The sequence below is a fragment of the Nocardia cyriacigeorgica genome, from assembly GCF_029868385.1.
Taxonomy (GTDB): Bacteria; Actinomycetota; Actinomycetes; order Mycobacteriales; family Mycobacteriaceae; genus Nocardia; species Nocardia cyriacigeorgica_F.
The window spans coordinates 358583-383510 of the sequence record NZ_JARWNX010000062.1; the positions used below are offsets into that span (position 1 = coordinate 358583).

General features: G+C 67.8%; 23 protein-coding genes. 12 read left to right on the forward strand and 11 right to left on the reverse strand.

Annotation, left to right across the window (positions count from 1 at the left end; translation table 11 throughout):
* Window positions 1–27: 27 nt before the first annotated feature.
* From QH168_RS24445 to QH168_RS24460, 4 genes are all read right to left on the reverse strand, one after another.
* Window positions 28–444: an organic hydroperoxide resistance protein gene (locus QH168_RS24445; protein ID WP_280468010.1), complete on the reverse strand. Its 417-nt coding sequence runs from the start codon at window positions 442–444 to the stop codon at window positions 28–30.
* Window positions 441–911: a MarR family winged helix-turn-helix transcriptional regulator gene (locus tag QH168_RS24450; RefSeq protein WP_280468011.1), complete on the reverse strand. Its 471-nt coding sequence runs from the start codon at window positions 909–911 to the stop codon at window positions 441–443. The genes QH168_RS24445 and QH168_RS24450 overlap by 4 nt, the downstream gene beginning before the upstream one ends.
* Before the next feature lie 128 nt (window positions 912–1039).
* A complete protein-coding gene (locus tag QH168_RS24455) occupies window positions 1040–2275 on the reverse strand; it encodes a PucR family transcriptional regulator (RefSeq protein ID WP_280468012.1) in 1236 nt (411 codons plus the stop codon).
* Window positions 2276–2424: 149 nt separating this feature from the next.
* Window positions 2425–2775 (reverse strand): hypothetical protein, encoded by a 351-nt coding sequence (locus QH168_RS24460; RefSeq protein WP_280468013.1) that lies wholly within the window; start codon window positions 2773–2775, stop codon window positions 2425–2427.
* An 82-nt stretch (window positions 2776–2857) separates the two neighbouring features.
* Between QH168_RS24460 and QH168_RS24465 the strand changes: the two genes are divergently transcribed.
* Complete coding sequence (locus tag QH168_RS24465) at window positions 2858–3823, forward strand: quinone oxidoreductase family protein (protein ID WP_280468015.1); 966 nt, start codon at window positions 2858–2860, stop codon at window positions 3821–3823.
* A gap of 142 nt (window positions 3824–3965) precedes the next feature.
* Here QH168_RS24465 and QH168_RS24470 read toward each other — a convergent pair whose 3' ends face one another.
* Window positions 3966–4955: a heme o synthase gene (locus tag QH168_RS24470; protein WP_280468016.1), complete on the reverse strand. Its 990-nt coding sequence runs from the start codon at window positions 4953–4955 to the stop codon at window positions 3966–3968.
* Between the two features lie 469 nt (window positions 4956–5424).
* Here QH168_RS24470 and tkt point away from each other — a divergent pair, with 469 nt between their 5' ends.
* From tkt to QH168_RS24500, 6 genes are all read left to right on the forward strand, one after another.
* Window positions 5425–7566, forward strand: coding sequence for a transketolase (gene tkt / locus QH168_RS24475; protein ID WP_280468017.1), 2142 nt, complete (start codon window positions 5425–5427; stop codon window positions 7564–7566).
* A gap of 6 nt (window positions 7567–7572) precedes the next feature.
* Entirely contained in the window at window positions 7573–8703 is a 1131-nt protein-coding gene (gene tal, locus QH168_RS24480) for a transaldolase (RefSeq protein WP_280468018.1), read from the forward strand.
* A 5-nt stretch (window positions 8704–8708) separates the two neighbouring features.
* On the forward strand, window positions 8709–10274 hold the full coding sequence (gene zwf, locus QH168_RS24485; protein ID WP_280468020.1) for a glucose-6-phosphate dehydrogenase: 1566 nt from the start codon (window positions 8709–8711) through the stop codon (window positions 10272–10274).
* A complete protein-coding gene (opcA, locus tag QH168_RS24490) occupies window positions 10271–11179 on the forward strand; it encodes a glucose-6-phosphate dehydrogenase assembly protein OpcA (protein ID WP_280468021.1) in 909 nt (302 codons plus the stop codon). The genes zwf and opcA overlap by 4 nt, the downstream gene beginning before the upstream one ends.
* Window positions 11172–11927 (forward strand): 6-phosphogluconolactonase, encoded by a 756-nt coding sequence (gene pgl, locus QH168_RS24495; protein WP_280468022.1) that lies wholly within the window; start codon window positions 11172–11174, stop codon window positions 11925–11927. Before opcA ends, pgl begins: the two co-directional genes overlap by 8 nt.
* A gap of 116 nt (window positions 11928–12043) precedes the next feature.
* Complete coding sequence (locus QH168_RS24500) at window positions 12044–12625, forward strand: hypothetical protein (protein ID WP_280468024.1); 582 nt, start codon at window positions 12044–12046, stop codon at window positions 12623–12625.
* A 112-nt stretch (window positions 12626–12737) separates the two neighbouring features.
* Here QH168_RS24500 and QH168_RS24505 read toward each other — a convergent pair whose 3' ends face one another.
* The gene (locus QH168_RS24505) at window positions 12738–13202 is read right to left on the reverse strand and encodes an aminoacyl-tRNA deacylase (protein ID WP_280468025.1); all 465 of its coding nucleotides are present in this window, start codon (window positions 13200–13202) and stop codon (window positions 12738–12740) included.
* A 320-nt stretch (window positions 13203–13522) separates the two neighbouring features.
* On the opposite strand from QH168_RS24505, the gene QH168_RS24510 reads away from it, so the two are divergent.
* Window positions 13523–15814: a thiamine pyrophosphate-dependent enzyme gene (locus QH168_RS24510; protein ID WP_280468026.1), complete on the forward strand. Its 2292-nt coding sequence runs from the start codon at window positions 13523–13525 to the stop codon at window positions 15812–15814.
* 187 nt (window positions 15815–16001) lie between these two features.
* Entirely contained in the window at window positions 16002–16475 is a 474-nt protein-coding gene (locus QH168_RS24515) for a hypothetical protein (RefSeq protein WP_280468028.1), read from the forward strand.
* Window positions 16476–16729: 254 nt separating this feature from the next.
* Here the strand turns inward: QH168_RS24515 and QH168_RS24520 are convergent, their stop codons facing one another.
* Both QH168_RS24520 and QH168_RS24525 read right to left on the reverse strand, forming a co-directional pair.
* Window positions 16730–17398 (reverse strand): molybdopterin-dependent oxidoreductase, encoded by a 669-nt coding sequence (locus QH168_RS24520; RefSeq protein WP_280468029.1) that lies wholly within the window; start codon window positions 17396–17398, stop codon window positions 16730–16732.
* Window positions 17399–17629: 231 nt separating this feature from the next.
* Window positions 17630–18364, reverse strand: coding sequence for a MerR family transcriptional regulator (locus QH168_RS24525; RefSeq protein WP_280468318.1), 735 nt, complete (start codon window positions 18362–18364; stop codon window positions 17630–17632).
* Between the two features lie 114 nt (window positions 18365–18478).
* Between QH168_RS24525 and QH168_RS24530 the strand changes: the two genes are divergently transcribed.
* On the forward strand, window positions 18479–19696 hold the full coding sequence (locus QH168_RS24530; RefSeq protein ID WP_280468030.1) for an erythromycin esterase family protein: 1218 nt from the start codon (window positions 18479–18481) through the stop codon (window positions 19694–19696).
* Window positions 19697–19879: 183 nt separating this feature from the next.
* Here the strand turns inward: QH168_RS24530 and QH168_RS24535 are convergent, their stop codons facing one another.
* Entirely contained in the window at window positions 19880–20881 is a 1002-nt protein-coding gene (locus QH168_RS24535; RefSeq protein ID WP_280468031.1) for an alpha/beta fold hydrolase, read from the reverse strand.
* A gap of 54 nt (window positions 20882–20935) precedes the next feature.
* Between QH168_RS24535 and QH168_RS24540 the strand changes: the two genes are divergently transcribed.
* Complete coding sequence (locus tag QH168_RS24540) at window positions 20936–21790, forward strand: SDR family NAD(P)-dependent oxidoreductase (protein WP_280468032.1); 855 nt, start codon at window positions 20936–20938, stop codon at window positions 21788–21790.
* 85 nt (window positions 21791–21875) lie between these two features.
* Window positions 21876–22520, forward strand: a complete 645-nt coding sequence (locus QH168_RS24545; protein WP_280468320.1) for a formylglycine-generating enzyme family protein — start codon at window positions 21876–21878, stop codon at window positions 22518–22520.
* A 432-nt stretch (window positions 22521–22952) separates the two neighbouring features.
* Here QH168_RS24545 and secG read toward each other — a convergent pair whose 3' ends face one another.
* Together secG and QH168_RS24555 are read right to left on the reverse strand one after the other, a co-directional pair.
* Complete coding sequence (secG, locus tag QH168_RS24550; RefSeq protein ID WP_280468034.1) at window positions 22953–23186, reverse strand: preprotein translocase subunit SecG; 234 nt, start codon at window positions 23184–23186, stop codon at window positions 22953–22955.
* A gap of 43 nt (window positions 23187–23229) precedes the next feature.
* On the reverse strand, window positions 23230–24828 hold the full coding sequence (locus QH168_RS24555) for an MFS transporter (RefSeq protein ID WP_280468036.1): 1599 nt from the start codon (window positions 24826–24828) through the stop codon (window positions 23230–23232).
* Between the last annotated feature and the right edge of the window lie 100 nt (window positions 24829–24928).

Below are 24928 nucleotides of genomic sequence, written 5' to 3' on the forward strand. Positions count from 1 at the left end.
CCGCCCGGTTCGCCGCCGCGTCCAGCCTCAGGCCAGGGTGAGCTGGACGTCGATATTGCCGCGGGTGGCGTTCGAGTACGGGCACACCTGATGGGCGGCGGCGATCAGTGCTTCACCCTGCTCCCGCGCCACGCCCGGCAGGTCGACGGTCAGCGCGACCGACAGTCCGTAGCCCGCGCCGTCCGGGCCGATGCCGACGGCGCCGGTCACCGAGGTGCCGTTCAGCGCCACTTTCTCCCGCCGCGCGACCACCTGCAAGGCACTGTGGAAGCAGGCCGCGAAGCCCGCCGCGAACAACTGCTCGGGGTTGGTGCCGGCGCCGCCCGCGCCACCGAGTTCCTTCGGGATGCTCAGGTCCAGATCCAGGGCGGTATCGGTCGAGCGGACGTGGCCGCCGCGTCCGGCTCCGGTGGCGGTGGCTTCAGCGGTGTACAGGATGGTCATGCGTTCTCCTCGGTGTCGTCCAGCACCAGATGCTGGTTGTCGATGAAGGCGGTGATGGCGCGGAGTTGTGTGCGGAATTCGTCGAGTTCGACGCCGGACAGGCCGGTCGCACAGCCGATCCGGTGCGGGACCGACCTGGCCCGCTCGCGCAACGCCTGTCCCTCGACGGTGGCCTCGACCAGCACCGAGCGCTCATCGCCCGCCGCGCGCCTGCGCAGCACCAGTCCGGCCGATTCGAGCCGTTTGAGCAGCGGCGACAGTGTTCCCGAATCCAGTTCGAGGGCCGCGCCCAGATCCTTGACGGTCACCTCGCCGCGCTCCCACAGCACCAGCAGCACCAGATACTGCGGATAGGTCAGGCCAAGTTCGTCCAGCAGCGGCCGGTACAGCCTGGTCACGGCCCGAGAGGCCGAATACAGCGCGAAGCACACCTGCCGGTCGAGTGCGAGTTCGTCCGATTCCGTCATCGGTCACCACCTCCACTCAGAACGGTAGTGAGCAATTCAGTTGTGCACAACCAATGTGCCTGTGACGCTCGACTCCATGGACATGGAACGCCTCGGCCCTCGACCTCGCCGCGGGCCGAGGCGGTGTATCAGGCGGAGTCGGCCGACGAGCCGCGATAGCTGCGGGCCACCAGCGCGGAGGTGAGATACCAGAGCCCGGACGGTTGCGTCGGGTCGAAACCGGTCAGCATCCTGACTCGCTTGAGGCGGTAGTCGAGGGTGTTGGTGTGCATATGCATCAGCCGGGCCGTGCGCTGCCGGTTGAAATTGTTGGCGATGTGCTGACGCAGGGTGTCCAGCAACTCGGGATGCTCATCCAGCGGATCGAGGATGCCGCTGAGGTATTCGCGCGCGGGGCCCGGTCGGGTGATCTGGAATTCGAGCGCGAGGTCGTTGAAGCGGTGCAATCCGCCGAGACCCGAAATCCGCTGCACGGTATCGAGCAGCTCATGGGCCTGTTCGGAGGCGGCCGGGATATCGGCGGGCGCGGCCGGGACAACGGTCGCGGTGATCGGCACCCGCGCCGCCGCCGACAACCCGGCGATCAACTCGTCCAGCGCGTCGTCGTCGAAATCGGCCGACGGCAGCAACACCGTCCCACCGTCGACGCTCAGCAGCGACAACGCCCGATCCCCACAGCGGGTCGCCAGCTCGGCCTGGATCCGCCGCAGCTTACGTCGCGCGACGATCTTGCCGTCCACCTCCGGCGCCGCCTCGTCCGCATGCGGCGCAATAGCCAGCGCCACTACGGCATACGAGGCGACGATCTCGATACCGCATTCCCTGGCCATGGTCGAGGTGCTGTGCCCGCCGAGCAGTGCCGAGGTCAGCGTGTGCACCGCGGTGTGATGCTCACTGACGACGGCACGATATTCACGCACATAGGCCATCGACACCGTGGTGGTGATGGTGTCCAGGATTTCCAGCAGTCGCCGCACAGTGGTCACCAGATCGGCGAAGTCCGCCGGCGAGGCGTTGGCCAGCAGCGCGTCGAGCCCGAGTTTGAAGCCCTCGTGGATGGCGTGGTTGATGGTGTCGATGGGGATGCCCTCGCGCGCCCATTCGGCGGCGGCGTCACTCACCTGCTCGATCTGCTCGGGCAGACTGCGTCCGTCGAGCACGGACAGGGTGAGTTCGAGGCAGACCCGCGTCACGGCGGTGACATCGCCCTGGAGCGCGTCGCCGGGCAGTGTCCCGCAGGGCGCGACATTCTCGACGAAGTGCCCGACCATCCGGCGCGAGAGCGAGGTGACATCGCGCAGATGGGTGGTAATCGAGGGACCGGAAACGGTCCGGCGCGGGCGAGTCGAGTCGACGACCGTCATATCGATTCCTTCTGGCCCGGAGGTTTGATCGCGGAATGATCACGGTATCCCGGATAGTTACCGGCCAGTAGGGGTAAGCGGCTGGATTGTGAAATCAACCAGCGATCCGGCCGTGCGCCTGTGACGGCGCACAGACCGGTGCGGTCTCGCTATCGCTCGTTGCGCGCCTTGGGGAAACGGGTCTGCCGGGCGACCCAGCCCGCCATCTTGGCCCAGTGGCCGGCCCGCGGGGTGACGATCGAGGTCAGCGCGCGATCCCATTCGTCGGCCTCGCTCAGCCCGTCGACCCGCTCGACCAGCGCCTTCGCGATATCGAGGTCGGCGACGACGCGATCGCCGAGAATCCCGTCCGAGCCGACGAGGGTGACGCGCACACCCATGCGGCCGATCGGCTGGAGGACGGCGGTCGCGGATCCGCCGTGGTCGGCGACGAACTTCTGCACCGAATCCACAACGGAACTCGGCACCTGCGCGGTTACGGTGGCGACATCAGCACTCATGCCCGTAGTTTACCGACGGGTAAGAAAAGCTCCACCCCCGCGGTCGGCCGGATCGGGGTGGTCGCGGTGTAGAACTGGAGCCATGCGCGCCATCCAGGTTTCCGAGCACGGCGGTCCCGAGGTCCTGACCTACGCCGAGGTGCCCGACCCGCAGATCGGGCCCGGCCAGCTGCTGGTCGATACCGACGCGATCGGCGTCAACTTCATCGACACCTATATCCGCACCGGCACCTACAAGCAGCCGGTTCCCTACATCCCCGGCGCCGAGGGCACCGGCGTGGTGGCCGAAGTGGGTGCGGAGGTCACCGATTTCCGACCGGGTGATCGAGTCGCGTGGGCCAACGCACCGAGTAGTTACGCACCGCTGGTGGCCGTCGACGAGGCCGTCGCCGTCGCGGTGCCCGACGGGGTCGACCCGCCCGTCGCCGCCTCGGCGCTGCTGCAAGGCATGACCGCGCACTATCTGATCGAGTCGATCTACCGGCCCGAACCCGGCGAGACGGTGCTCGTGCACGCGGGCGCGGGCGGGGTGGGCCTGTTGCTGACCCAGATGGCCGCGGCGCGCGGGGTCCGGGTGATCACCACGGTGTCCTCCGAGGAGAAGGAGGTGCTCTCGCGTGCGGCGGGGGCCGCGGAGGTGCTGCGCTACGGCGACGATCTGGCCGAGCGGGTCCGCGCACTGACTGACGGCGTCGGGGTGTCGGCGGTCTACGACGGCGTCGGCGCCGACACCTTCGACGCCAGTCTCGCGTCCTTGCGCATCCGCGGAACGCTGGCGCTGTTCGGCGCCGCCAGTGGTCCGGTACCGCCGTTCGATCCACAACGGCTCAATTCCGGCGGTTCGCTGTTCCTCACCCGGCCCACGCTCGCGCACTACACCCGAGACCGCGCCGAATTGCTGTGGCGGGCCGGTGATGTACTGGAAGCGATTGCCGAAGGCGCGTTGGCGATACGGGTGGGCGCCACCTATCCGCTGGCCGAAGCCGCGCGAGCGCACCGCGATCTGGAGGGCCGCAAGACCACTGGCTCCCTCGTGTTGCTGCCCTGAGCCGGTTCAGTAGTCGCGTCCCGTGAGGCCGCGATAGACGAAGCGGGTCAGCCCGTCGATCGCCTCTCGTCGGACAGCTGTATCGAGCCGTCCTCGTACGCCTCGACTGCTACATAGGGCGTCTCCGCGAGCACGCCTCGGCTCAGCCGAACAGGACCTCACCGATGGTGGTCCACCCGAGCACCGAGTCGATGGCCAGGCCGCAGAACACCACCGCCAGGTAGTTGTTGGACTGGAGGAACAGCCGCAGCGGCTTCACCGACTCACCGCGCCGCACACCCGCATACAACTGGTGGGCCATCAGCAGGAACCAGGCACCGGCGACCAGTGCGACGGCCGCGTAGATCACGCCGGTCGCCGGGACCAGCGCCAGGGTGGTGAGCACGGTCAGCCAGGTGTAGATGACGATCTGTTTGGTGACGGTCTGCTCGGTGGCCACCACCGGAAGCATCGGCACACCGGCTGCGCGGTAGTCCTCCTTGTAGCGCATGGCCAGCGCCCAGGTGTGCGGCGGAGTCCAGAAGAAGATCACGCCGAACAGGGCGATCGCGGGCCAGCCGATGGTTCCGGTGACCGCCGACCAGCCGACCAGTGCCGGCATACATCCGGCGGCGCCGCCCCACACCACATTCTGTGCGGTGCGGCGTTTGAGGCCGAGGGTGTAGACGAAGACGTAGAACAGGATCGTCGCGACCACGAGCACGCCACTGAGCAGGTTGGCCTGCCACCACAGCCAGGCGAACGAACCGATACCGAGCACGACGCCGAAGACGAACGCGTGCGAGGTCGGCACCGCATCGCGGGCCAGCGGGCGCTTCGCCGTCCGCTTCATCACCTTGTCGATATCGGCGTCGGCGACACAGTTGAGGGTATTCGCGCTCGCCGCGCCCATCCAGCCGCCGAACAACGTGGCCAAGATGAGCCGGATGTCGACCTGACCGCGATCGGCGAGGAGCATGGTCGGGATGGTGGCGACCAACAGCAGCTCGATGACGCGCGGTTTGGTCAGCGCGATATAGGCCAGCGGCCGGCGCAGAATTTTCGCTACCGGGCCGTCACCGGTGACCCGATCCGCCAGGGCCGGCGAGGAATCGTGCGCGCCGCCGACCCCCGGCTGTTGACCGATCCGCACTGTTTCTCCTCGCACGCTGTGCATCGCATCCGGCTGTGGAACGAGCAGCGCGCAGCTGCGGCGCGGCCACTACTACAGACGATGGTAGACCCACACCCGCAGCGCACCGACCCGCGCCCCCTGCCCGGGCGAGCATCCGTTCACCCGCGGGTAACCGCCCGCACCCGGTGTGAACAGCGGGGGTTCACGGCTGCGGCCGGGTATTCGTGGCGACGGACACATACGCCGTGAGCAGCGCGGGGCCGGATGCAACGCATAGCCGGGCGCGTCGCGGGTATCCGGTCACGGACCGGCGCGGGCAGCCGCCACACCGTCGAGCGGGGGATTTTCCCCCGGGTTCATGCGCGTCCGGTCGTGGGCACATCTAGGGTGGTAGCTACATCCGGCACGCGCTTTTCGGCGCTGCCGTAGGTCATGCCACCGCCCATCCGCCATCGTCGACGAAACCAATGTCAGGAGAACCCCGGTCGTGTCAGTGACAGACGACATCCGCGCCCTCACCCAGCCGAACCATCCGGCCGACTGGACGGACCTGGACACCAAGGCGGTCGACACGATCCGGGTGCTGGCCGCCGACGCGGTCCAGAACGCGGGTAACGGTCACCCCGGTACCGCGATGAGCCTCGCGCCGCTGGCCTATGTGCTCTACCAGCGGGTCATGACCCACGACCCGAGCGATCCGAGCTGGGTCGGCCGTGACCGCTTCGTACTCTCCTGTGGACATTCCAGCCTCACCCAGTACATCCAGCTGTACCTGGCCGGTTTCGGGCTCGAACTCGACGACCTGAAGAACCTGCGCAAGTGGGGCTCGCTGACCCCGGGCCACCCCGAGTTCCGCCACACCGACGGCGTCGAGATCACCACCGGCCCGCTCGGCCAGGGTCTGGCCTCCGCCGTGGGTATGGCGATGGCCGCCCGCCGTGAGCGCGGCCTGTTCGATCCGGAGGCCGCGCCCGGCGCCAGCCCGTTCGATCACTTCATCTACGTCGTCGCCTCCGACGGCGACCTCGAGGAGGGTGTCACCTCCGAGGCATCCTCGCTGGCGGGCACCCAGCAGCTCGGCAACCTGGTGGTGATCTACGACGACAACAAGATCTCCATCGAGGACGACACCACCATCGCCTTCACCGAGGACGTCGCCGCCCGCTACGCCGCCTATGGCTGGCATGTGCAGACCGTCGAGGGCGGCGAGGACGTCGTGGCGATCGAGGCCGCCATCGAGGCCGCCAAGGCCGAGACCGGTAAGCCGTCGATCATCGTGCTGCGCACCGTCATCGGCTACCCGGCGCCCACCAAGATGAACACCGGCGCCTCGCACGGTGCCGCGCTCGGCGGCGACGAGGTGGCCGCCACCAAGAAGATCCTCGGTTTCGATCCGGAGCGCAGCTTCCAGGTCGACGACGCCGTCATCGCGCACACCCGCAAGGCGGTCGAGCGCGGTCAGCAGGCGCACAAGGACTGGCAGCAGCGCTTCGATGCGTGGGCGCAGGCCAACCCGGACAACAAGGCTCTGTTCGATCGTCTCGTCGAGCGAGCACTGCCCGCGGGCTGGACCGCGAATCTGCCCACCTACGAGGCCGATCCGGCGGGTGTGGCCACCCGTAAGGCCTCGGGCAAGGTGCTGGCCGCGCTGGCGCCGGTGCTGCCGGAGCTGTGGGGCGGTTCGGCCGACCTCGCCGAATCCAACAACACCACCATGCCGGATGTGGCGAGCTTCGGTCCCGAGGCGATCTCCACCGGTATGTGGAAGGCCAACCCGTACGGTCGCACACTGCACTTCGGTGTCCGCGAGCACGCCATGGGCTCGATCCTCAACGGCATCGCGCTGCACGGCCCGACCCGCCCCTACGGCGGCACCTTCCTGGTGTTCAGCGATTACATGCGTCCGGCGGTGCGGCTGGCCGCGCTGATGCGGTTGCCCGTCACCTACGTCTGGACCCACGATTCCATCGGCCTCGGCGAGGACGGCCCCACCCATCAGCCGATCGAGCATCTGGCCGCGCTGCGCGCCATTCCGGGCCTGAACGTGGTCCGCCCCGGCGACGCCAACGAGACCACCTACGCCTGGCGCACCATCCTCGAGCGCGACAGCAGCGAGCACAGCTCGCACTTCTCGGTGTCGGAGCTGCCGCATCAGGACGGTCCGTCGGCGCTGGCGCTGACCCGGCAGAACCTGCCGGTTCAGGAGGGCACCAGCTACGAGGGCGTATCGAAGGGCGGCTACATCCTGGCCGAGGCCTCCACCGGTGTCCCGCAGGTGATCCTGATCGCCACCGGTTCCGAACTCCAGCTCGCCGTCGAGGCGCGCACTACGCTGGAGGAGCAGGGTATCGGTACCCGCGTGGTCTCGATGCCGTGTGTGGAGTGGTTCGACGCGCAGGACAAGGCCTACCGCGACGAGGTGCTGCCGCCCTCGGTCGCCGCGAGGGTGACCGTCGAGGCCGGTATCGCGATGCCGTGGCACCGGTTCGCCGGTGACGCGGGCGAGATCGTCTCCATCGAGCATTTCGGCGCCTCCGCCGACTACAAGACCCTGTTCCGCGAGTTCGGCTTCACGCCAGAGGCCGTCGTCGCCGCAGCCCAGCGCACGCTCAGCAACGTGAAGGGATAAGTGCTCATGGCACAGAACGAGAACGTCGCCGCTCTCAGCGCGGCGGGAGTGTCGGTCTGGCTCGACGATCTGTCCCGCGACCGGATCAATTCCGGCAATCTCGCGGAACTCATCGCGACCCGCGGCGTGGTCGGGGTGACCACCAACCCGACCATCTTCCATGGTGCGTTGAGCACGGGTCACGCCTACGACGCCCAGGTCGCGGCGCTGGCCGCGCAGGGCGCCGACGCCGACGCGGCGATCCGCACCATCACCACCGACGACGTCCGCGCGGCCTGCGATGTGCTGGCCGGGGTGTTCGAGGAGACCGGTGGGGTGGACGGCCGGGTCTCCATCGAGGTCGATCCGCGGCTGGCCTTCGACGCGGAGAAGACCACGGCGCAGGCGGTCGAGCTGTGGAAGATCGTCGACCGGCCCAATCTGTTCATCAAGATTCCGGCCACCGAGGAAGGTCTGCCCGCGATCACCGCGGTGATCGCCGAGGGCATCAGCGTCAATGTCACGCTGATCTTCTCGGTCGCCCGGTATCGCTCGGTGATGGGCGCCTACCTCGACGGCCTGCGCAAGGCGCGCACCGCGGGCCACGATCTGGCCTACATCCATTCGGTGGCCTCGTTCTTCGTGTCCCGGGTGGACACCGAGATCGATAAGCGGCTCGAGGCGATCGGCTCGCCCGAGGCGCTGGCCCTGCGTGGTCAGGCCGGTGTGGCCAACGCCAGGCTCGCCTACGCCGAGTACCAGGACGTCTTCGACGGCGGCGCGCACACCTCGACGTTCACCCATCTCGCGGCCATGGGCGGCAACCGGCAGCGGCCGCTGTGGGCGTCGACCGGGGTGAAGAACCCGGAGTACTCCGACACGCTGTACGTCACCGAGCTGGTGGCGCCGAACACGGTGAACACCCTGCCGGAGAAGACTCTGGAGGCGGTGGCCGATCACGGCGTGATCCGTGGTGACGCCGTCTCCGGTACCGCCGCGGCGGCGCAGGAGGTGTTCGACAAGCTGACGGCGGTCGGCATCGACCTCGACGATGTGTTCGCGGTGCTCGAACGCGAGGGCGTCGACAAATTCGAGAAGTCGTGGGAGGAACTGCTTTCGGCCACCGCACAGGAACTGTCCGCGGCCGGGGGTAACTGACCCAGATGGCCGGTACCGGGCACGCAGCGACCACGACCGGGTGGCGTAACCCACTGCGCGACGGACGGGACAAGCGGGTACCGCGGATCGCGGGACCGTGCAGCATGGTGATCTTCGGCGTCACCGGAGATCTGTCCCGGAAGAAGCTCATGCCTGCCATCTACGATCTGGCGAACCGGGGGCTGCTGCCCCCGGGTTTCGCGCTGGTCGGTTTCGCCCGCCGGGATATGGGCGACGCCGATTTCGCCGAAATCGTGCTGGAGGCGGTGCGGGCGCACGCGCGCACCCCGTTCCGGCAGGAGGTGTGGGATCACCTCGCCGAAGGCATCCGTTTCGTCCAGGGCTCCTTCGAGGACGACGGGGCCTTCGCCCAACTCGCCTCGACGCTGGCGGCATTGGACGCCGAACGCGGTACCGGCGGCAATCACGCCTTCTACCTGTCGATTCCACCGGCCATGTTCCCGGTGGTGCTCGATCAGCTCTCCGTGCACGGGCTGGCCAAACCCGCGCAGGCGCACGGCCGCACGCCCTGGCGGCGGGTGGTGATCGAGAAGCCGTTCGGGCACGATCTGGACAGCGCACGCGAACTCAACGCACTGGTCAACCGGGTCTTCCCGGAGGAGACGGTGTTTCGCATCGACCACTATCTCGGCAAGGAGACGGTGCAGAACATTCTAGCGCTGCGCTTCGCCAACCAGTTGTACGATCCGATCTGGAACGCCAACTACGTCGATCATGTGCAGATCACCATGGCCGAGGACATCGGCCTCGGTGGCCGCGCCGGATACTACGACGGTATCGGCGCCGCCCGTGACGTCATCCAGAACCATCTGCTCCAACTGCTCGCGCTCACCGCGATGGAGGAGCCGATCAGCTTCGCGCCCAACCAGTTGCAGATGGAGAAGATCAAGGTCCTCTCGGCCACCACGCTGGTCGAACCGCTGGACGAGACCACGGCGCGCGGCCAGTACGCGGCGGGTTGGCAGGGCGGTGAGCAGGTGGTCGGCCTGCTCGACGAGGAGGGCTTCGATCCCGATTCGCGCACCGAGACCTATGCCGCGCTGACGTTGGAGGTCAACACCCGGCGTTGGGCGGGTGTGCCGTTCTATCTGCGCACCGGTAAACGCTTGGGCCGCAGGGTCACCGAGATCGCGGTGGTGTTCAAACGGGCGCCGCATCTGCCCTTCGATCAGACCATGACCGAGGAACTGGGCCAGAACGCCATCGTGATGCGGATCCAGCCGGATGAGGGCATCACCATGCGGTTCGGTTCCAAAGTTCCGGGTTCGGGGATGGAGGTGCGCGATGTCAATATGGATTTCAGTTACGGCGAAGCGTTCACCGAGTCCTCCCCCGAGGCATATGAACGGTTGATCCTCGATGTGCTGCTCGGAGTTCCATCGCTGTTCCCGGTGAACGCGGAGGTCGAATTGTCCTGGAGCATCCTCGATCCGGTACTCGACCATTGGGCGGCGGTCGGCAAACCCGAACCGTACGAGGCCGGTACCTGGGGGCCGGAATCCGCCGACGAGATGCTGGCCCGCACCGGCCGGGAATGGCGGCGGCCATGATCGTCGATATGCCGGGCACCACCACCGGCGAGGTCACCAAAAGGCTGGTGCTCCTGCGCGAGAGCAATGGCGTCATCACCATGGGTCGGGTGCTCACCCTTGTGGTGTGCACGCTCGACAGTTCCGAGGCCGAGGACGCGATCGACGCCGCCAACGAGGCCAGCCGCGAACATCCCTGCCGGGTGGTCGTGCTGGCCCGCGGCGACCGTGACGCCGAGACCCGGCTGGACGCGCAGATCCGTGTCGGCGGGGATGCGGGCGCGGCCGAGGTGATCGTGCTGCGGTTGCAGGGTCAGCTCATCAATCATGAGAGCAGCGTGGTCATTCCGTTCCTGTTGCCGGATACGCCGGTGGTGGCGTGGTGGCCGCGCGGCGCGCCGGAGGTCCCGTCCAAGGATTCGGTGGGCAGGTTGGCCACGCGGCGGATCACCGACGCCACCTTCGCCGCCGACCCGCAGGCCACCATCAAAAAGCGGCTCGACTCCTACGCCACCGGTGATACCGATCTGGCGTGGAGCCGGATCACCTATTGGCGGGCGCTGCTGGCGGCCGCCATGGACGAACCGCCGTTCGAACCGGTCGAATCGGTGACGGTATCGGGTCTGCGCGACGAACCGGCGCTCGATATCCTCGCGGGCTGGCTGGCCGGACGGCTGGATTGCCCGGTGTATCGACGCACCGGTGCGTTGGAGGTGCAGATGCATCGGCCGACAGTGTCGATCGGTATCACCCGCCCGCAGACCGGTGTCACCGCCACGCTCACCCGCACCGGTGAGCCGGATCAGCGGATCGCTTTGGCGCGCAGAGAGGCTCGGGATTGCCTCGCCGAGGAGCTGCGTCGACTCGACGCCGACGACATCTATGCCGAGGCACTGGCCGGTATCGAAAGGGTGACCTATGACTAGCACCACCGATTCGGAATTCCCCGGCGATACCGTCGAGGTGCATCCCGATACCGATGCGTTGGTCGCCGCGGCGGCCAAACGTTTCGTCGGCGTGGTGGTCGCCGCGCAGTCCGCACGCGGTTCGGCCTCGGTGGTGCTCACCGGCGGCGGCACCGGAATCGACCTGCTGAAAAAGGTCCGCGAGGCCCCCGGCGACATCGATTGGTCGCGCCTCGACGTGTTCTGGGGCGACGAACGTTTCGTTCCCGCGGGCGATCCGGAACGCAACGAACTCCAGGCCCGCGAGGCCCTGCTCGACCATGTGCCCGTCGACCCGCACCGTGTGCACCCGGTGGCGACCTCCGACGGTGAATACCCCGACCCGGTGGCCGCGGCCGCCGAGTATTCCGCCGCCGTACACGCCCACGTGGCCGAACACGGCGCTTTCGATCTACATCTGCTCGGTATGGGCGTTGAGGGCCATATCAATTCGCTGTTCCCCGATACCGACGCGGTGCGCGAAGAACACGAACTCGTCGTCGCGGTGACCCACTCCCCCAAGCCGCCACCGGTACGGGTCACCCTCACGCTGCCCGCCATCCGCCATGCCCGCCACGTCGTGCTGGTGGTCGGTGGTGGAGCCAAGGCCGATGCGGTGGCGGCCGCCATCTCCGGCGCGGAACCGGTCGATATCCCGGCGGCGGGCGCTTCGGGCTCGGAGTCGACGACCTGGTTGCTAGACCGCGCCGCAGCAGCATCGCTGCGCTGATCGCTGTTCCGGCTTTCGATACGGCTCGCGGAGGCCCGCCCGTAACCAGTCGATATGCGGTTCACCCGCAGGTCGGTACCGCAGAGCCGGATTGCCGTTCGTGGGGAGTGCCCTGCTTGCGATGGCTACATCTGCACCGTAGAAGTGCGGATGTGACAGCTACACACGCGCCGACATTTGCCAACCTGGCCGAGCGACTGGTCTCGCTCGGCATGATCTCTCACGACACCGCACAAGAAGTTCTCGCCGACGCCGTCGACCGGCAGCACGAGGAGCTGGACAACGAGGAGTTGTCCTACGCATTGACCGATTTCGGAGTGGCGATCTCGGTGTACGCCGAAGGTGTCGAGGATCTGGAAAGCGCCTACGCCAGCATGTTGGAAGACGCGGCGACGTGCAGCGGTGGCGCCATGACCATTGGTGATGTCACCTTGACCACCGACTCGGACGAGCTTGATGTGCTGCGATTCGTCTGCAATGGCGAGGTCTTCGAATGGTTGATGCGGCACGATGGGGACGGAATGGACCAGATGGGCATCTGGGACCAGATGTCCAGACTCGACCCAGGCAATGGCAGAACCTTCCTGGCCGTCGAACAAGAGCAGTCGGGCGAAAGCATCTTTGTGCTCGCGACCGACGAGCAGGCCCGTGTTCTGATCGAGGAGTTCGGCGTGCGCCTGGAGCTGCACGAGGACTGATTCCGTGCCAGGGCGTGCGGGCTCCGCACAGGCACCATGCCGCCACGCGGGTGCCCGCACGCCCGATCCTCGGCACTCAGCTTCACCTCGCCCGCATCTGCGCGGGTCTGGTCTACAGGGTGAGGTTGCCGTGAGGGAAGTGCGACATCAGCCGGTCGAACTCCGCGCCCGCCATATGGACGAGGGTGCCGTGGTCGCCGCCTTCGAAGTAGATGTCGTCCCGGTTGCCGAGGTGGTCGTCGACCACGCAGGGCACCCGATACGGCTCCGCCATCACCGGGATGGCGCCGGTCGCGCAGTCCGGGAACAGTGCGGCGGCCTCGTCCTCGGAGGCGAGCCGTACCGATTCGCCGACGACCGAACCGGCTTCGACCAGGTCGAGGAGCCGATTCGCCGGAAGCACGGCCAGCATGTAATCACCGTTCTTCTTCAGCACGACCCCTTTCGCGAGCTCTCGACCGCGTATATGGCTGACCTGCGCGGTTCTTGCCGAGGTAGGGGTTCTGTCGTGCTCGCTCACGTCATAGGTGACGTGCTGTTCGTCGAGATACTCACGCATGCTCGCTGCGATGCCCATGATCGTTGCCTTCCACCGGGTGCGGACCAGTCGACGACCACTAGCGGAACCGACCGCCGGACAGCCCTGCCCTCCGGCAGGTCACTTCCGCGTCGTGGGGCGGCTTGAACAGGGAGAATAATACTCTCGTCCAGCCCGACCGAGGCAGCCCCGAACGACGCCCGCCCGAGGTAGGGGACGTCGGTATCGGCGCGGTAACCGGCTCCGCAACTCGGCGAATGTCACCGTGAGGTTCACCGGAGTGGTCAGCGCGGCGTGGCGGACCGGACGTCCATGGGTCGTAGGCTGGCGGGCATGTTCTGGGTCCGCGAGCGCCCGTGATGAGTGAGCAGCAGCTCGATCGGCGGTTCCGTGCGGCTGTGGCGGCGGCGGGTGCTGCCCGGCGATCCGATGTGCTGGTGGCGGCCGGGGTGAGTGGGGCGGTGTGTCTCGAACTCTTCGAATCCCAGGTGACGAGCCGGCAGTTGGATCTGGCGGCGCGGCGGTTGGGGCGGGCGGGGCGGGGTTTCTACAGCATCGGGTCGTCGGGGCATGAGGGGAATGTGGTGCTCGCGGCGGCGACGCGGGTGGGTGATCCGGCGTTGCTGCATTACCGGTCGGGGGCGCTGTTCGTCCAGCGGGAACGGCAGGTCGGTGGGCTGGATCCGGTGCGTGCGGTGCTGCTGGGTGTTGTTGCGGCGGCAGCTGATCCGATTTCCGGCGGTCGGCACAAGGTGTTCGGGAGCAAGGCCGCGGGGATCATTCCGCAGACGTCCACCATCGCCTCGCATCTGCCGCGGGCGGTGGGGTTGGCGTTCGCCCTCGATCGTGGTGTGCGGCTCGGGGTACCTCGGGAATGGCCGCCGGACGCGGTGGTGCTGTGCACCTTCGGTGACGCGTCCGCCAATCATTCCACCGCGACGGGCGCGATCAATACCGCCGTCCATACCGCGCATCTCGGCGTACCGATGCCGATCCTGTTCGTCTGCGAGGACAACGGTATCGGGATCAGTGTGCCGACCCCACCCGATTGGATCGCCACCGCGTACGGTCGGCGGCCCGGCCTGCGTTATTTCACCGCCGACGGCTGCGATCTGCTCGACGCCCTCGCCGCCGCGTCCGACGCCGTGCGGTGGGTGCGCGCCCACCGCGCTCCGGCGTTGCTGCGGCTGCGCACGGTCCGCCTCCTCGGCCATGCCGGTTCGGATGTCGAATCGGCCTACCGGGATGCTTCCGCGATCGCCACCGATCTGTCCCGCGATCCGGTCGCCGCGACCGCTCACCTGTTGATCACCGCCGGAGTCTGTACCCCGCAGGAGGTTCTGGCTCGGTACGACGCGATCGGCGAGCGTGTCGCCGAGGTGGCAGAGCAGCTCTCGGACGCACCGAAACTCACCTCGGCGGAGGAGGTGACGGCCTCGCTTGCTCCGGCGAATCCAGACCGCGTGCGGGCCGATGTCCTGCGGGGCACACGCTCTTCGTCCCCCGGACCCGTCGCCGACACGAACTCGCTCACCGGATCGTCCGCGTCCCCGGCCGGTCTGCCGGAAACCGTTGGGCGGCAAAGCTGGTCGCACGGTTCCGGGTCGTCGAGTGCACCCGAACCGGTTCCGGTCACGCTGGCACAGAGCATCAACCAGACGCTGCGTGCATTGTTGGCGCGCGATCGCGACGTTCTCGTGTTCGGTGAGGATGTGGGCCGCAAGGGCGGGGTGTACGGGGTCACGAAGGGATTGGGCAAGGAATTCGGTGCGCGGCGGGTGTTCGACACCTTGCTGGACGAGCAGAGCGTGCTGGGTACGGCGCTGGGTGCGGGCCTCGCCGGGTTCGTGCCGATTCCCGAGATCCAGTACCTGGCCTACGTGCACAACGCGCTCGATCAACTGCGCGGCGAGGCGGCGACATTGCCGTTCTTCTCCGAGGGGCGCTACCGCAATCCGATGGTGGTGCGCATCGCGGGGCTGGCGTATCAGAAGGGTTTCGGCGGTCATTTCCACAATGACAATTCCCTGGCCGCGCTGCGCGATATCCCCGGTCTCGTCGTCGCCGTGCCCGCACGCGCCGACGATGCCGCCGCACTGTTGCGCACTTGCGTATCCGCCGCTCGGGTGGACGGGCGAGTATGCGTGATCGTCGAGCCGATCGCCCTGTACCACACCCGTGACCTGCACGAACCCGATGACGAGGGGTGGCTGGCACCGGCCACCCCCGCCGAGCATGCGCCGATCGGCCGGGCCAGGATCTACGGCGATGGCACCGACCTCACCATCGTCACCTTCGGCAATGGGGTGCCGATGAGCTTGCGCGTGGCCCGTCGGCTCGCCGCACGCGGGATCGACGCCCGTGTGCTCGATCTGCGCTGGCTGACCCCGCTCCCCCTCGACGACCTGCTCCATCACGCCGAAACCGGCCGCGTCCTCGTCGCCGATGAGACCCGCCGCAGCGGTGGTGTCTCGGAATCGGTGGTCACCGCGCTGGTCGATGCCGGATTCACCGGGCAGCTGGCCAGAGTCACCAGCGCCGATAGTTTCGTTCCCCTCGGCCCCGCCGCCACGACGGTCCTGCTGTCCGAACCGGCGATCGAGGCTGCGGCCATCCGCCTCGTCACCGGCGGGACCGCACAACCCCGCTGATCAGCACCCAGGCATCCGCGTCACCGAACAGACCCCGTGCCTACCGAGGTTCGGCGGCACCCCTGGCCGACTCGGGTGCGGTCCACCGCACGGTATCCGGACCTATCCGATTGCGCCGATTCGGGATTCGCACCCGGCACGCGGGAAATACCCTGAACAAGGACAGCGAACCGCAGGAGGTACGCCCATGACGACGATATCGATGCTCGGCGAGGTACGACCGGAGCACGATCACCCCGACGACCTGGTACTTCTGCACTATCTACGCTCTTTCCGTCACCCGGTGCTCGAGGTGTGGGCGGCCTGCACCGAACCCCGTCAGATCGTGCGCTGGTTCGGCGCTGTCACGGGTACGGGCACCGATCTCGTCATCGACCCTCTCGACGGTCCGATACCGGGACCGTTGAAGGTGCACATCGAACGCTGCACTGCCCCGAACGAGCTGCTCGCCCGCGTGAACGGCAGCGGCCTGGAGCTACGGCTGAGCCAGGTCGGCGTGGTCACCAACCTCGAGCTCGTCCGCCGCCACGTACCCCCGGTACAAACCACCGAGGTAGGCCCACGCTGGCAGTACCTACTCGACCGTTTCACCGCCTACCTCGAGGGACAGCCGACGCCCCACTGGCTCGACTACACCGATCTGGCGAGCGAATACCACTGACCGGCGCCAGCAATCGACACCATCCGACCCGCGCGTACCCGCCGACATTCGTCAACCAACACATCGAATCCTCGACGCCCCCAACTCCGTCGAGTGGTACCTGGCTGCGGCATTTCGCGAGTAGCCCACGCTGTCAGGTGCCACTCGCCGACACGTCGACGTTGGACGTCGAACGCGCGCTCGTGTCACGGTGCGCGTTGATGGGGACGGCAGCAGGGGGACGTGGCGGGAGGGCTATCGATGCCGCTACGAAATCAGTGCGATTCGCGACTACCTCGGGCACTGAGTCTGCGGATCGGCCCGATCAGCGACCGGTAGATCGGGCGCACCACGCGGCCGGGGAGATAGCGCTGGCGCTCCTCTTCCCAGACTCTTGCCCGTGGATGTGCGGCGAGGGGGGACCAGCGGTCGGGGATGGGGGGTTCGGTGGTGTGGAATTCGATGCGGCAGAGGTGTTTTGTGTTGATGAAGCCGTATTGGTGGGGGCTGACCAAGCGGACGGGGGCGCCGTGGTCGCTGTCGAGGGGGTGGCCGTCGAGGTGGTCGGCGATGAGGACGTCGGCGGCGGTGGCATCGTCGAGGAGCACGATGGATCGGAAGCCGTCGAGGCCTTCGAATACGACGTGGCTGATCGACGCTCCCGGCTCGAGCAGCGGTTGGACGAGCGTGCGATAGATGGTCGCGAAGGAGACACCTTCCCACCGCAGGTCGGTGGCCGACCAGCCTGCGACGCAATGGAAGTCGGCGCGCACCTCGTGCCGTGGAAGGGTTTCCAGGTCGGCCACGGGCAGAGTAATCGGCTCGGTGAGAGGTCCGGCGATCTCGATCACGGGGTCGGCGGGGATATCCGGCGGTGGGTGGTGGAGGTGGGTACCGAAGCGCGGAAATCCGTCGACGGCGCGTTGGCCCGGGGGAAGTGTCATGTCGATGCTCCATCCATACGGTGCCGTATATGATAGGAAGACTACTCCGTGATCAACGGGCCGTCGAGCAGCTCCGAGCCGTCGATGGTGGTCGACGGCCAGAGAGTTCGATGAGTCGGTGCCGTCGCTGCTCACTCGCCGTGAACAGCGGTGGTGCCACCGCCGCGCACCTACCGCCTGTAGTGGTCGTGGCACCGCCCCCACTGCCGTGCACAGGCACGACCCGGGAATCTACTGACGGCGATCGGCTCCTTCGACAGCCGGGAAACCCGACTGGGCGGACTCGAGCATGACGAGGTAGCTGTCGAGCTGAGCCGCGCCCGCGAGAAGATTGCGGCTGCGGCGAGACAGCCGGTCCTGCCATGCGTCGAGGAAGACGGCCAGCGCTTGCGCACCTCCCGCCTCGCGCAGCTGATCGAGAAACTGGGCCACCTGCGACAGCTGATATCCGCCCTGCCGCAATTGACGTGCGATCTCGGCGTCACGCACGCAGTCGGGTCCGTACACGCGATAGCCCGTCGCCCGATCGCGTTCGGGGCGCAGGATGCCCTCGGCCTCCCAGGTGCGCAACGTCGCCGGGTGCACGCCGATGCGGCGCGCGAGTTCGCCGACGGTCAGCGGCCGGCCGGAAGCAGACGGTGTCGCGACCGAGAGGGCGCCGAGGGCCGCGGCGACCTCGGTGCGGGTGTCGCGTTCGGCGAGCAGCGCGACGTGTGCGGCGTCGATGAGCCGATAGGCGGAGTCGGTGTCGCCACGGTGGGTCGCGCGCATGATGGCTATGGCCCGCTGATGGCCGTGCCCACCGCGCAAGGCGAGGAAGGCGCGCAGAGCCTGCGCGTGCAGTGGGGTGTAGCGGCGGTATCCGGTCTCGCTGCGGTCGGTCGGCGGGAGGACGCCCGCCTCGTCATAGTTGCGGACCGCCTGGGCGGACAATCCGTGTTCACGGGCGAGGTCGATGGGTCGCAGCGCGCACCTCCGTTTGAAGCTTTCGGCCACGAAAGGCAGGTGATTCTCGTGGAAGTTTCACTCGAACCTTCAACGATACTGTCGAAGGTAGTTCCTTCCGAGAGAGGTCTTTGCATGTCCACTGCCACATCCTTGCGCGAGATCGGCCGCCAACTCGACGACACGCAGACCCTGGGCCGGGTCATCGATGAACTGCTCGCCGCGCGCACCGAGCCGCTGACCGTGCTCGCACTCGGCGAACCGACCCATGGAATCGCCGCGTTCCCACTGCTACGCAACGAAATCCTCGGATACCTGGTCGAGCGCGGGTTCCGGTCGATCGTGCTGGAGACCGACTTCTTCGCCGCCTCCGTGGTCGACGATTACGTGAACGGAGGTGCCGGTGAGATCGATACGGTGCTGGCGACCGGGTTCAGCCACAGCTTCGGCGCCGTCCCCGGCAACCGCGAACTCGTCGCATGGCTCCGCGAACACAATGCCGGGCGCGCTCTGCAGGATCGGGTGCGTTTCTACGGTTTCGACTCGCCGGGCGATCAATCCGATATACCGAGCCCGCGACCAGCACTCCGCATGGTCGCCGACTACCTGCCCGCGGCCCAGCGCCCGGCATCGGTGCGCGATCTGGAGGCATTGCTCGGCGACGACGCCGACTGGACCGACCAGGCAGCGCTCTACGATCCGACGGCCTCCATCGGCGCCTCGGATCGTGCTCGCGACCTGCGCATCGTCGCCGACGACCTCGCCAGTGCACTGCGTCGCGCCGCACCCGGCCTTCGCCGCGAGGACCCGACCGGCTACGACCGCGCCCTCGCTCACGCGCGCACAGCGCAGGGCCTGCTGCGCTATCACGCTGCCATGGCGAGTTCCGCGCCCGACCGCATCGCACAACTGCTCAGCGTGCGCGCCGAGATGATGGCCGAGAACCTGCACGCGATCATCGCCGCGGAGCAGCACCGAGGGCCGAGTCTGGTGTTCGCGCACAACGTCCACCTCCAGCCCGCGGTGTCCACGATGACGATCGGCGCGGACGAAGTCGGTTGGGGTAGCGCCGGTGCGCTGGTCCGACTCACCCTCGGCGCGCGCTATGCATTCGTCGCGACCGACGCCAACCCACACAGCGAGCCGGACACCCTCCAAGGAGTGCTCGCGGAGGCGACCACCCGCCGCGCGCTGTTCCCGGCACCGGCCCCACGCACCGCACTCGACCCATCGATCGGCGCGGGCGCACCGATCGTCCCCGGTCACATCCCGCTGGCCCCGGCAGATCTCGACGGCGCCGACGCGGTCATTTTTATCGCGGACACCGACGGGACACGGGTCCAGTACTGGTAGCGGCATCCGATGTCGGCAAACGCACCATGCTGATGAACCTGCACACCCCTCGACGGCCCGGCCGGAGCGCGCTCGACACCCGAGTGCGCGCCGCTGGGCCGTGGTGTGCACCCGTAGTCAACGGTCACGCCTGACGATACGGCGCGGCCCGGCCACCCCACCCGAGCAGTTCCGCGGGGTCGCCTACACCGAATCCACCCGATTCCCGGCGAACGCCCCCACCACACCCAGGTGCGCGACACTCCCGAGCAGGAAGGTGTTCACCGCTTCGGCACGCTCCAACTGCACGAGATGCCCCGCGCCGTCGATCTTTTCGACCGTGCGGAGATCGGTGACATGGGCGCGCATGGTATCGAGCGGGTCGCGGCCGCTGAAACCCTCCATATCGGGGTCGTTCTCGCCGTAGACGAAATACACCGGGACGGTCACGGCGACACCGGCGTAATCGGCGGTGAGTTCCCAGTTGCGGTCGATGGCGCGGTACCAGCTCAGCCCACCAGCGAAGCCGGTGCGTTCGAATTCGGTGGCGAGAGTGTCGAATTCGTCGGTCGACAGCCAGGTCCACGGCAGCGGGGGCGCTTCCGGGAGCGCATCGAGGTAGCCGATGCCCGGCGGGTTCCGCCAGGTGTCGAGGTAGTGGTAGTCGCCGCTGAGCGCGTAGTACACCCGGGACAGGAATTCCCGCGGACGAGCCGCCAGCGCGGCATCGGCGATACCGGGCTCCCGAAAATACTCCAGGTGCAGGAAGTGCTTCTCCGCCATCCGCGCCCACAGCTGCGAGGGCATGCGTGGCGGGCGCGGTGTGAACGGGTTGTTCAGGATCACCAGACCGCGCACCCGCTGCGGCGCCCGCAACGCCAGTTCCCACAGCAGTGCGGCACCGAAATCCAGGCCGACGAAGACCGCCTGTTCCGCGCCGAGATCGTCGAGGAGGGCGAGCAGATCACCGATCACCGCCTCGTTCGTGTAGGCGTCCACCTCGCCGGGAACATCGCTGCGCCCGTATCCACGCATATCCGGCGCCACAGCGCGGAACCCGGCCTGCGCCACGGCTGCCATCTGGTGATGCCAGACGAACCAGGTGTGCGGGAAGCCGTGGCAGAACACCACCGGGTACCCCTCCCCCTGCTCGGCGACGTGCAGCCGCACACCGTTCGCCGCGACGAACCGATGGGTCACTTCCATGACTACCTCCCAGGAGTGGAACACGTTTCAGTTTCACGGTAATGTCCCGGGATCGTGAGCGGAATACCTCCAGTACTGACCGGCCGCGTCGCGGTGGTCACCGGAGCCAGTCGTGGTATCGGCAAGGGCATCGCGCTCGAACTCGGTGCGGCGGGTGCGACGGTGTACGTCACCGGACGGACCACCACGCCCGGACACCTGCCCGGCACAGTGCACGAGACCGCCACCGAGATCGACGCGCTCGGCGGCACCGGCATCCCCTATATCTGCGATCACCGCGACGACGACGCGGTGCGGCGCCTGTTCGAGAGGGTGCGCGATGAGCAGGGCAGGCTCGATGTGCTGGTGAACAATGTCTACAACTCCCCCGCCTCGGTCCCCTGGTTGGGCAAACCCTTCTGGGAGGTGCCGCCTTCGGCCTGGGACGAGAGCTTCGATATCGGCGTGCGCTCGCATTACGCGGCGAGTGTGTTCGCCGCACCGCTGCTGCGGGAGACTCAGGGGCTGATCGTCAATATCTCCTCACCCGGCGCCGGTCGGCATCGGCACAATGTCGTCTACGGCGTCGCCAAGGCCGCGGTGGATCGGATGACCGCGGATATGGCCGAGGAAATCGCGGAGGCGGGCGTCACGGTGGTATCGCTGTGGCCGGGCATCGTGAATACCGAGCTGCTGCAAATGGTTCCCGCCGACGCCGACGGCAACCGGGTGGTCACATTGCCCGGCGTGGGTACCTTCGACCTCAACACCGCCGAGACACCGCGTTTCCCGGGCCGGGCGGTCGCGGCGCTGGCCGCCGACCCCGACCGGCAGCGCCGCACGGGTCGCCCGTGGCGTGTTGCCGACCTCGCCGAGGAGTACGGATTCACCGATATCGACGGTCGCGTACCGCGCGTCGAGGAGCACTGATCACGCAGCGACCACCAGCCTCGGTGCGCCCCCGACTCCGGAGTCAGTAGGGTCGACCGTTGTGAGGACTCGTCCGGGGGTCGAGTTGATCGAGATACCGCCGGGGCAGGTGCGGTTGTCGGATCGGCGGACGCAGCGCAGCTGGTCGGTCGAGGTCGGCGCGTATCAGCTGGCCGTCGTGCCGGTCACTCGATCGTTGTATGCCGACGTCACCGGCCATCGGGCGGACGTCGGAGGCGACCGGTTGCCCGCTGACAGCGTTTCGTGGATCGAGGCGATTCGTTTCTGCAACGTCCTGTCCGAACACGCCGGGATGACGCCCGCCTACCGTGTCGATGCCGACGACGAGGTCGAATGGCTCACGACGGCCGACGGGTATCGATTGCCGACCGAGGCCGAGTGGGAGCACGCGTGCCGGGCGGGCACCGCCGGCCCCCGCTACGGCGAACTCGACGAGATCGCCTGGTATCGAGGAAATTCCGCAGACCACGTACACGAGGTGGGGACAAAGCAGCCTAATGCGTGGGGGCTGCACGACCTGCTCGGCACGGTCTGGGAATGGTGCTGGGACCTGTACGACCCGGACGTGTACGGCAGCTATCGGGTGCTGCGCGGCGGCGGGTGGTTCGATGAACACTGGAGCTGCCGCGCCTCGGTCCGGCGGCGTAGCCATCCCACGCTGCGTCTGGACGATGTCGGTTTCCGCATCGCGCGTTCGGTCGTGCGCTGATCGCCGACGATGGGCTCGCGTCATCGCAGGTGGCCGAACAGCGCTGACGGGTTCGCCACTCAGTGCCGCCGACCGGCTCCGGGCAACCGGCCGCCGCCGACTCGATCCGATCATCGAGGTTCATGCAGGTGATGACGGGACGCTCGCGATCGGGCGGGGCCCAGGATGTGGCGGTGGTCGTCTCGGACACCGTATCGACCACCCGTGGATCATGGGGGCGAGATCCGGCCAGGCACAGTCCGGCGGCGTGGGTGCCAGGTCGACGATTCGGAGCTGGCAGCTGGGGCAACTTGCGCTGACTGTCCGTAGCAAGCCGCAGAATCGGCGCGGCGGACGGCTGGGTGCCGACGCGCGGCCGGACGACTCGATGGCGGTGGGCCAGCGCTATCGGGATGGCGACGGCCGGGTGTCAGCGTGAACCGCCAGGGCCGATCAGGAGTACTTGATCTCCAGGCCGATGCCGAGGATGGCGATCAGCCAGATGGCTCCGGCGAAGATGGTGACGCGGGTCAGGTTCTTCTCCACGACCGTCGAGCCGGACAGGCTGGACTGCACACCTCCGCCGAACAGGCTGGACAGACCTCCACCCTTGGCGCGGTGCAGCAGCACCAGCAGCACCAGCAGCACGCTGGTGATGATCAGGAGGATATCCAGGAACATCCGCATGGCCGACAGTCTATGCGGACGGGGCGGATGCGACCGAATCAGGTCAGCGCGGGGCCACCGCGACCAGGTGGGTGATCGTGGTCTCGTCACCGCTGGCGAACCGGGCGACGGCGCTTTCCCTGAGCTGATCCTGCGCGGTCAGCCGCACCTGATGCTGCTGCATATGCTCCGACCAGGACCGCACCACGAACGCCTCCACGTACCGGTCGACTACGCCGACGTCACGGTAGAGCCGCCATTCCATGGCGCCGGTGCGCTGCCTGGACCGGCCGACGAACACCATCGCCGCCAGGAATTCCTCGACCTGTTCTGGCGGCACATCGTAGGGGCGGAGCACCATGACCGGCCCGTCGGCCGGTGAGGGTTCCTCCACCAGCTGCGGTTCCGGCCAGAACGCCGACGGCGTGAGATCGAGCGCGTCGGCGTCGTGGCGGATCGGCAGCCACAGGGTGCTCAGCGCGCAGCAGCCGAGCAGCGCAGCCGCGGCCAGCAGCGCCGTCACCACCCCGAACGCGCCCGCCACCAGGCCCCACACCAGCGAGCCGATGGCCTGACCGCCCATGAACACCAGCATGTACACCGACAGCCCACGCGCCCGCACCCATCCGGGCAACAGCAGCTGCATCGTCGCGTTCATGGTGGACAGGGCGAGCAACCAGGCGAAACCCGCGCATACCAGCAGCAATAGGACCGGTATCACCGCATCCAGCAGCGCAGCGCCCACGGTCGCCACGCCGAATATCACCGCCGCGATTCCCAGCTGCCGGGTCGGGGTGAGCAGTGCACGCACCCGCGACAGCGCGAACGCGCCGAGCACCGCGCCGACCCCGAGTGCGCCGAGCATCAGGCCGTATCCCGACGAGCCGAGGCCGAGGCCGTCGCGCGCGACGACCGGCAGCAATGCCCACAGCGCGCTACCGGGGGCGATGAACAGAATCGAGCGCAGCAGCACCCGCCGGATCGCCGGTGCGGCGCGGATGAACCGGGTACCCGCCTGTAAGGCGGCCAGTGGGCGTTCGCTGGGCAGCGACCGGTCGGCAGGCGGGCGCCGCCACAGGATCAGCGCGGCGACGATGGCACCGAAGGACAGCGCGTTGAGAGTGAACACCAGCGTCGGCCCGGACAACGACACCAGCACACCCGCGATCGCCGGACCCACCGCGCGCCCGATGTTCATGCTCATACTGCCGAGTGCGGCCACCGACGGAATCTGTTCGCGCGGCACCAGTTCGGGCTGGATCGCCTGCCAGGCGGGCGCGGTGAGCGCCTGACCGCAGCCCAGCAGGAACAGCAGGGTCAGCAGGACCGCCGGTGTGGTGTGCCCGGTGGCCGTCGTCACCGCGAGTGTGGCCGCCAGCAGCGCCATGGTGGTCTGCGCACCGAGCAGCAATCTGCGCCGATCCACCAGATCCGCGATCACACCCGACGGAATCGACAGCAGCATCACCGGCAACGTGGTCGCCGTCTGCACGAACGCCACCAACGCCGCCGCATTCGGCTGATCGACCAGAATCCACTGCGCCCCCACCGTCTGCATCCAGGTGCCCAGATTCGACACCAACTGCGCGATCCACAACGCCCGATACACCCGATTACGCAGCGGCGCCCAGGTGGAAGGCGGTTTCGGCGCGGCGGAGGTCACTCGGGTCAGCCTAGTCGGGGCTGCGATGGGACCTGAGTGATCACCCAAGCCGCCGCGATGCGAGCAGCGGTACCACAGTCGATGCACGGCAGTGGGTGCG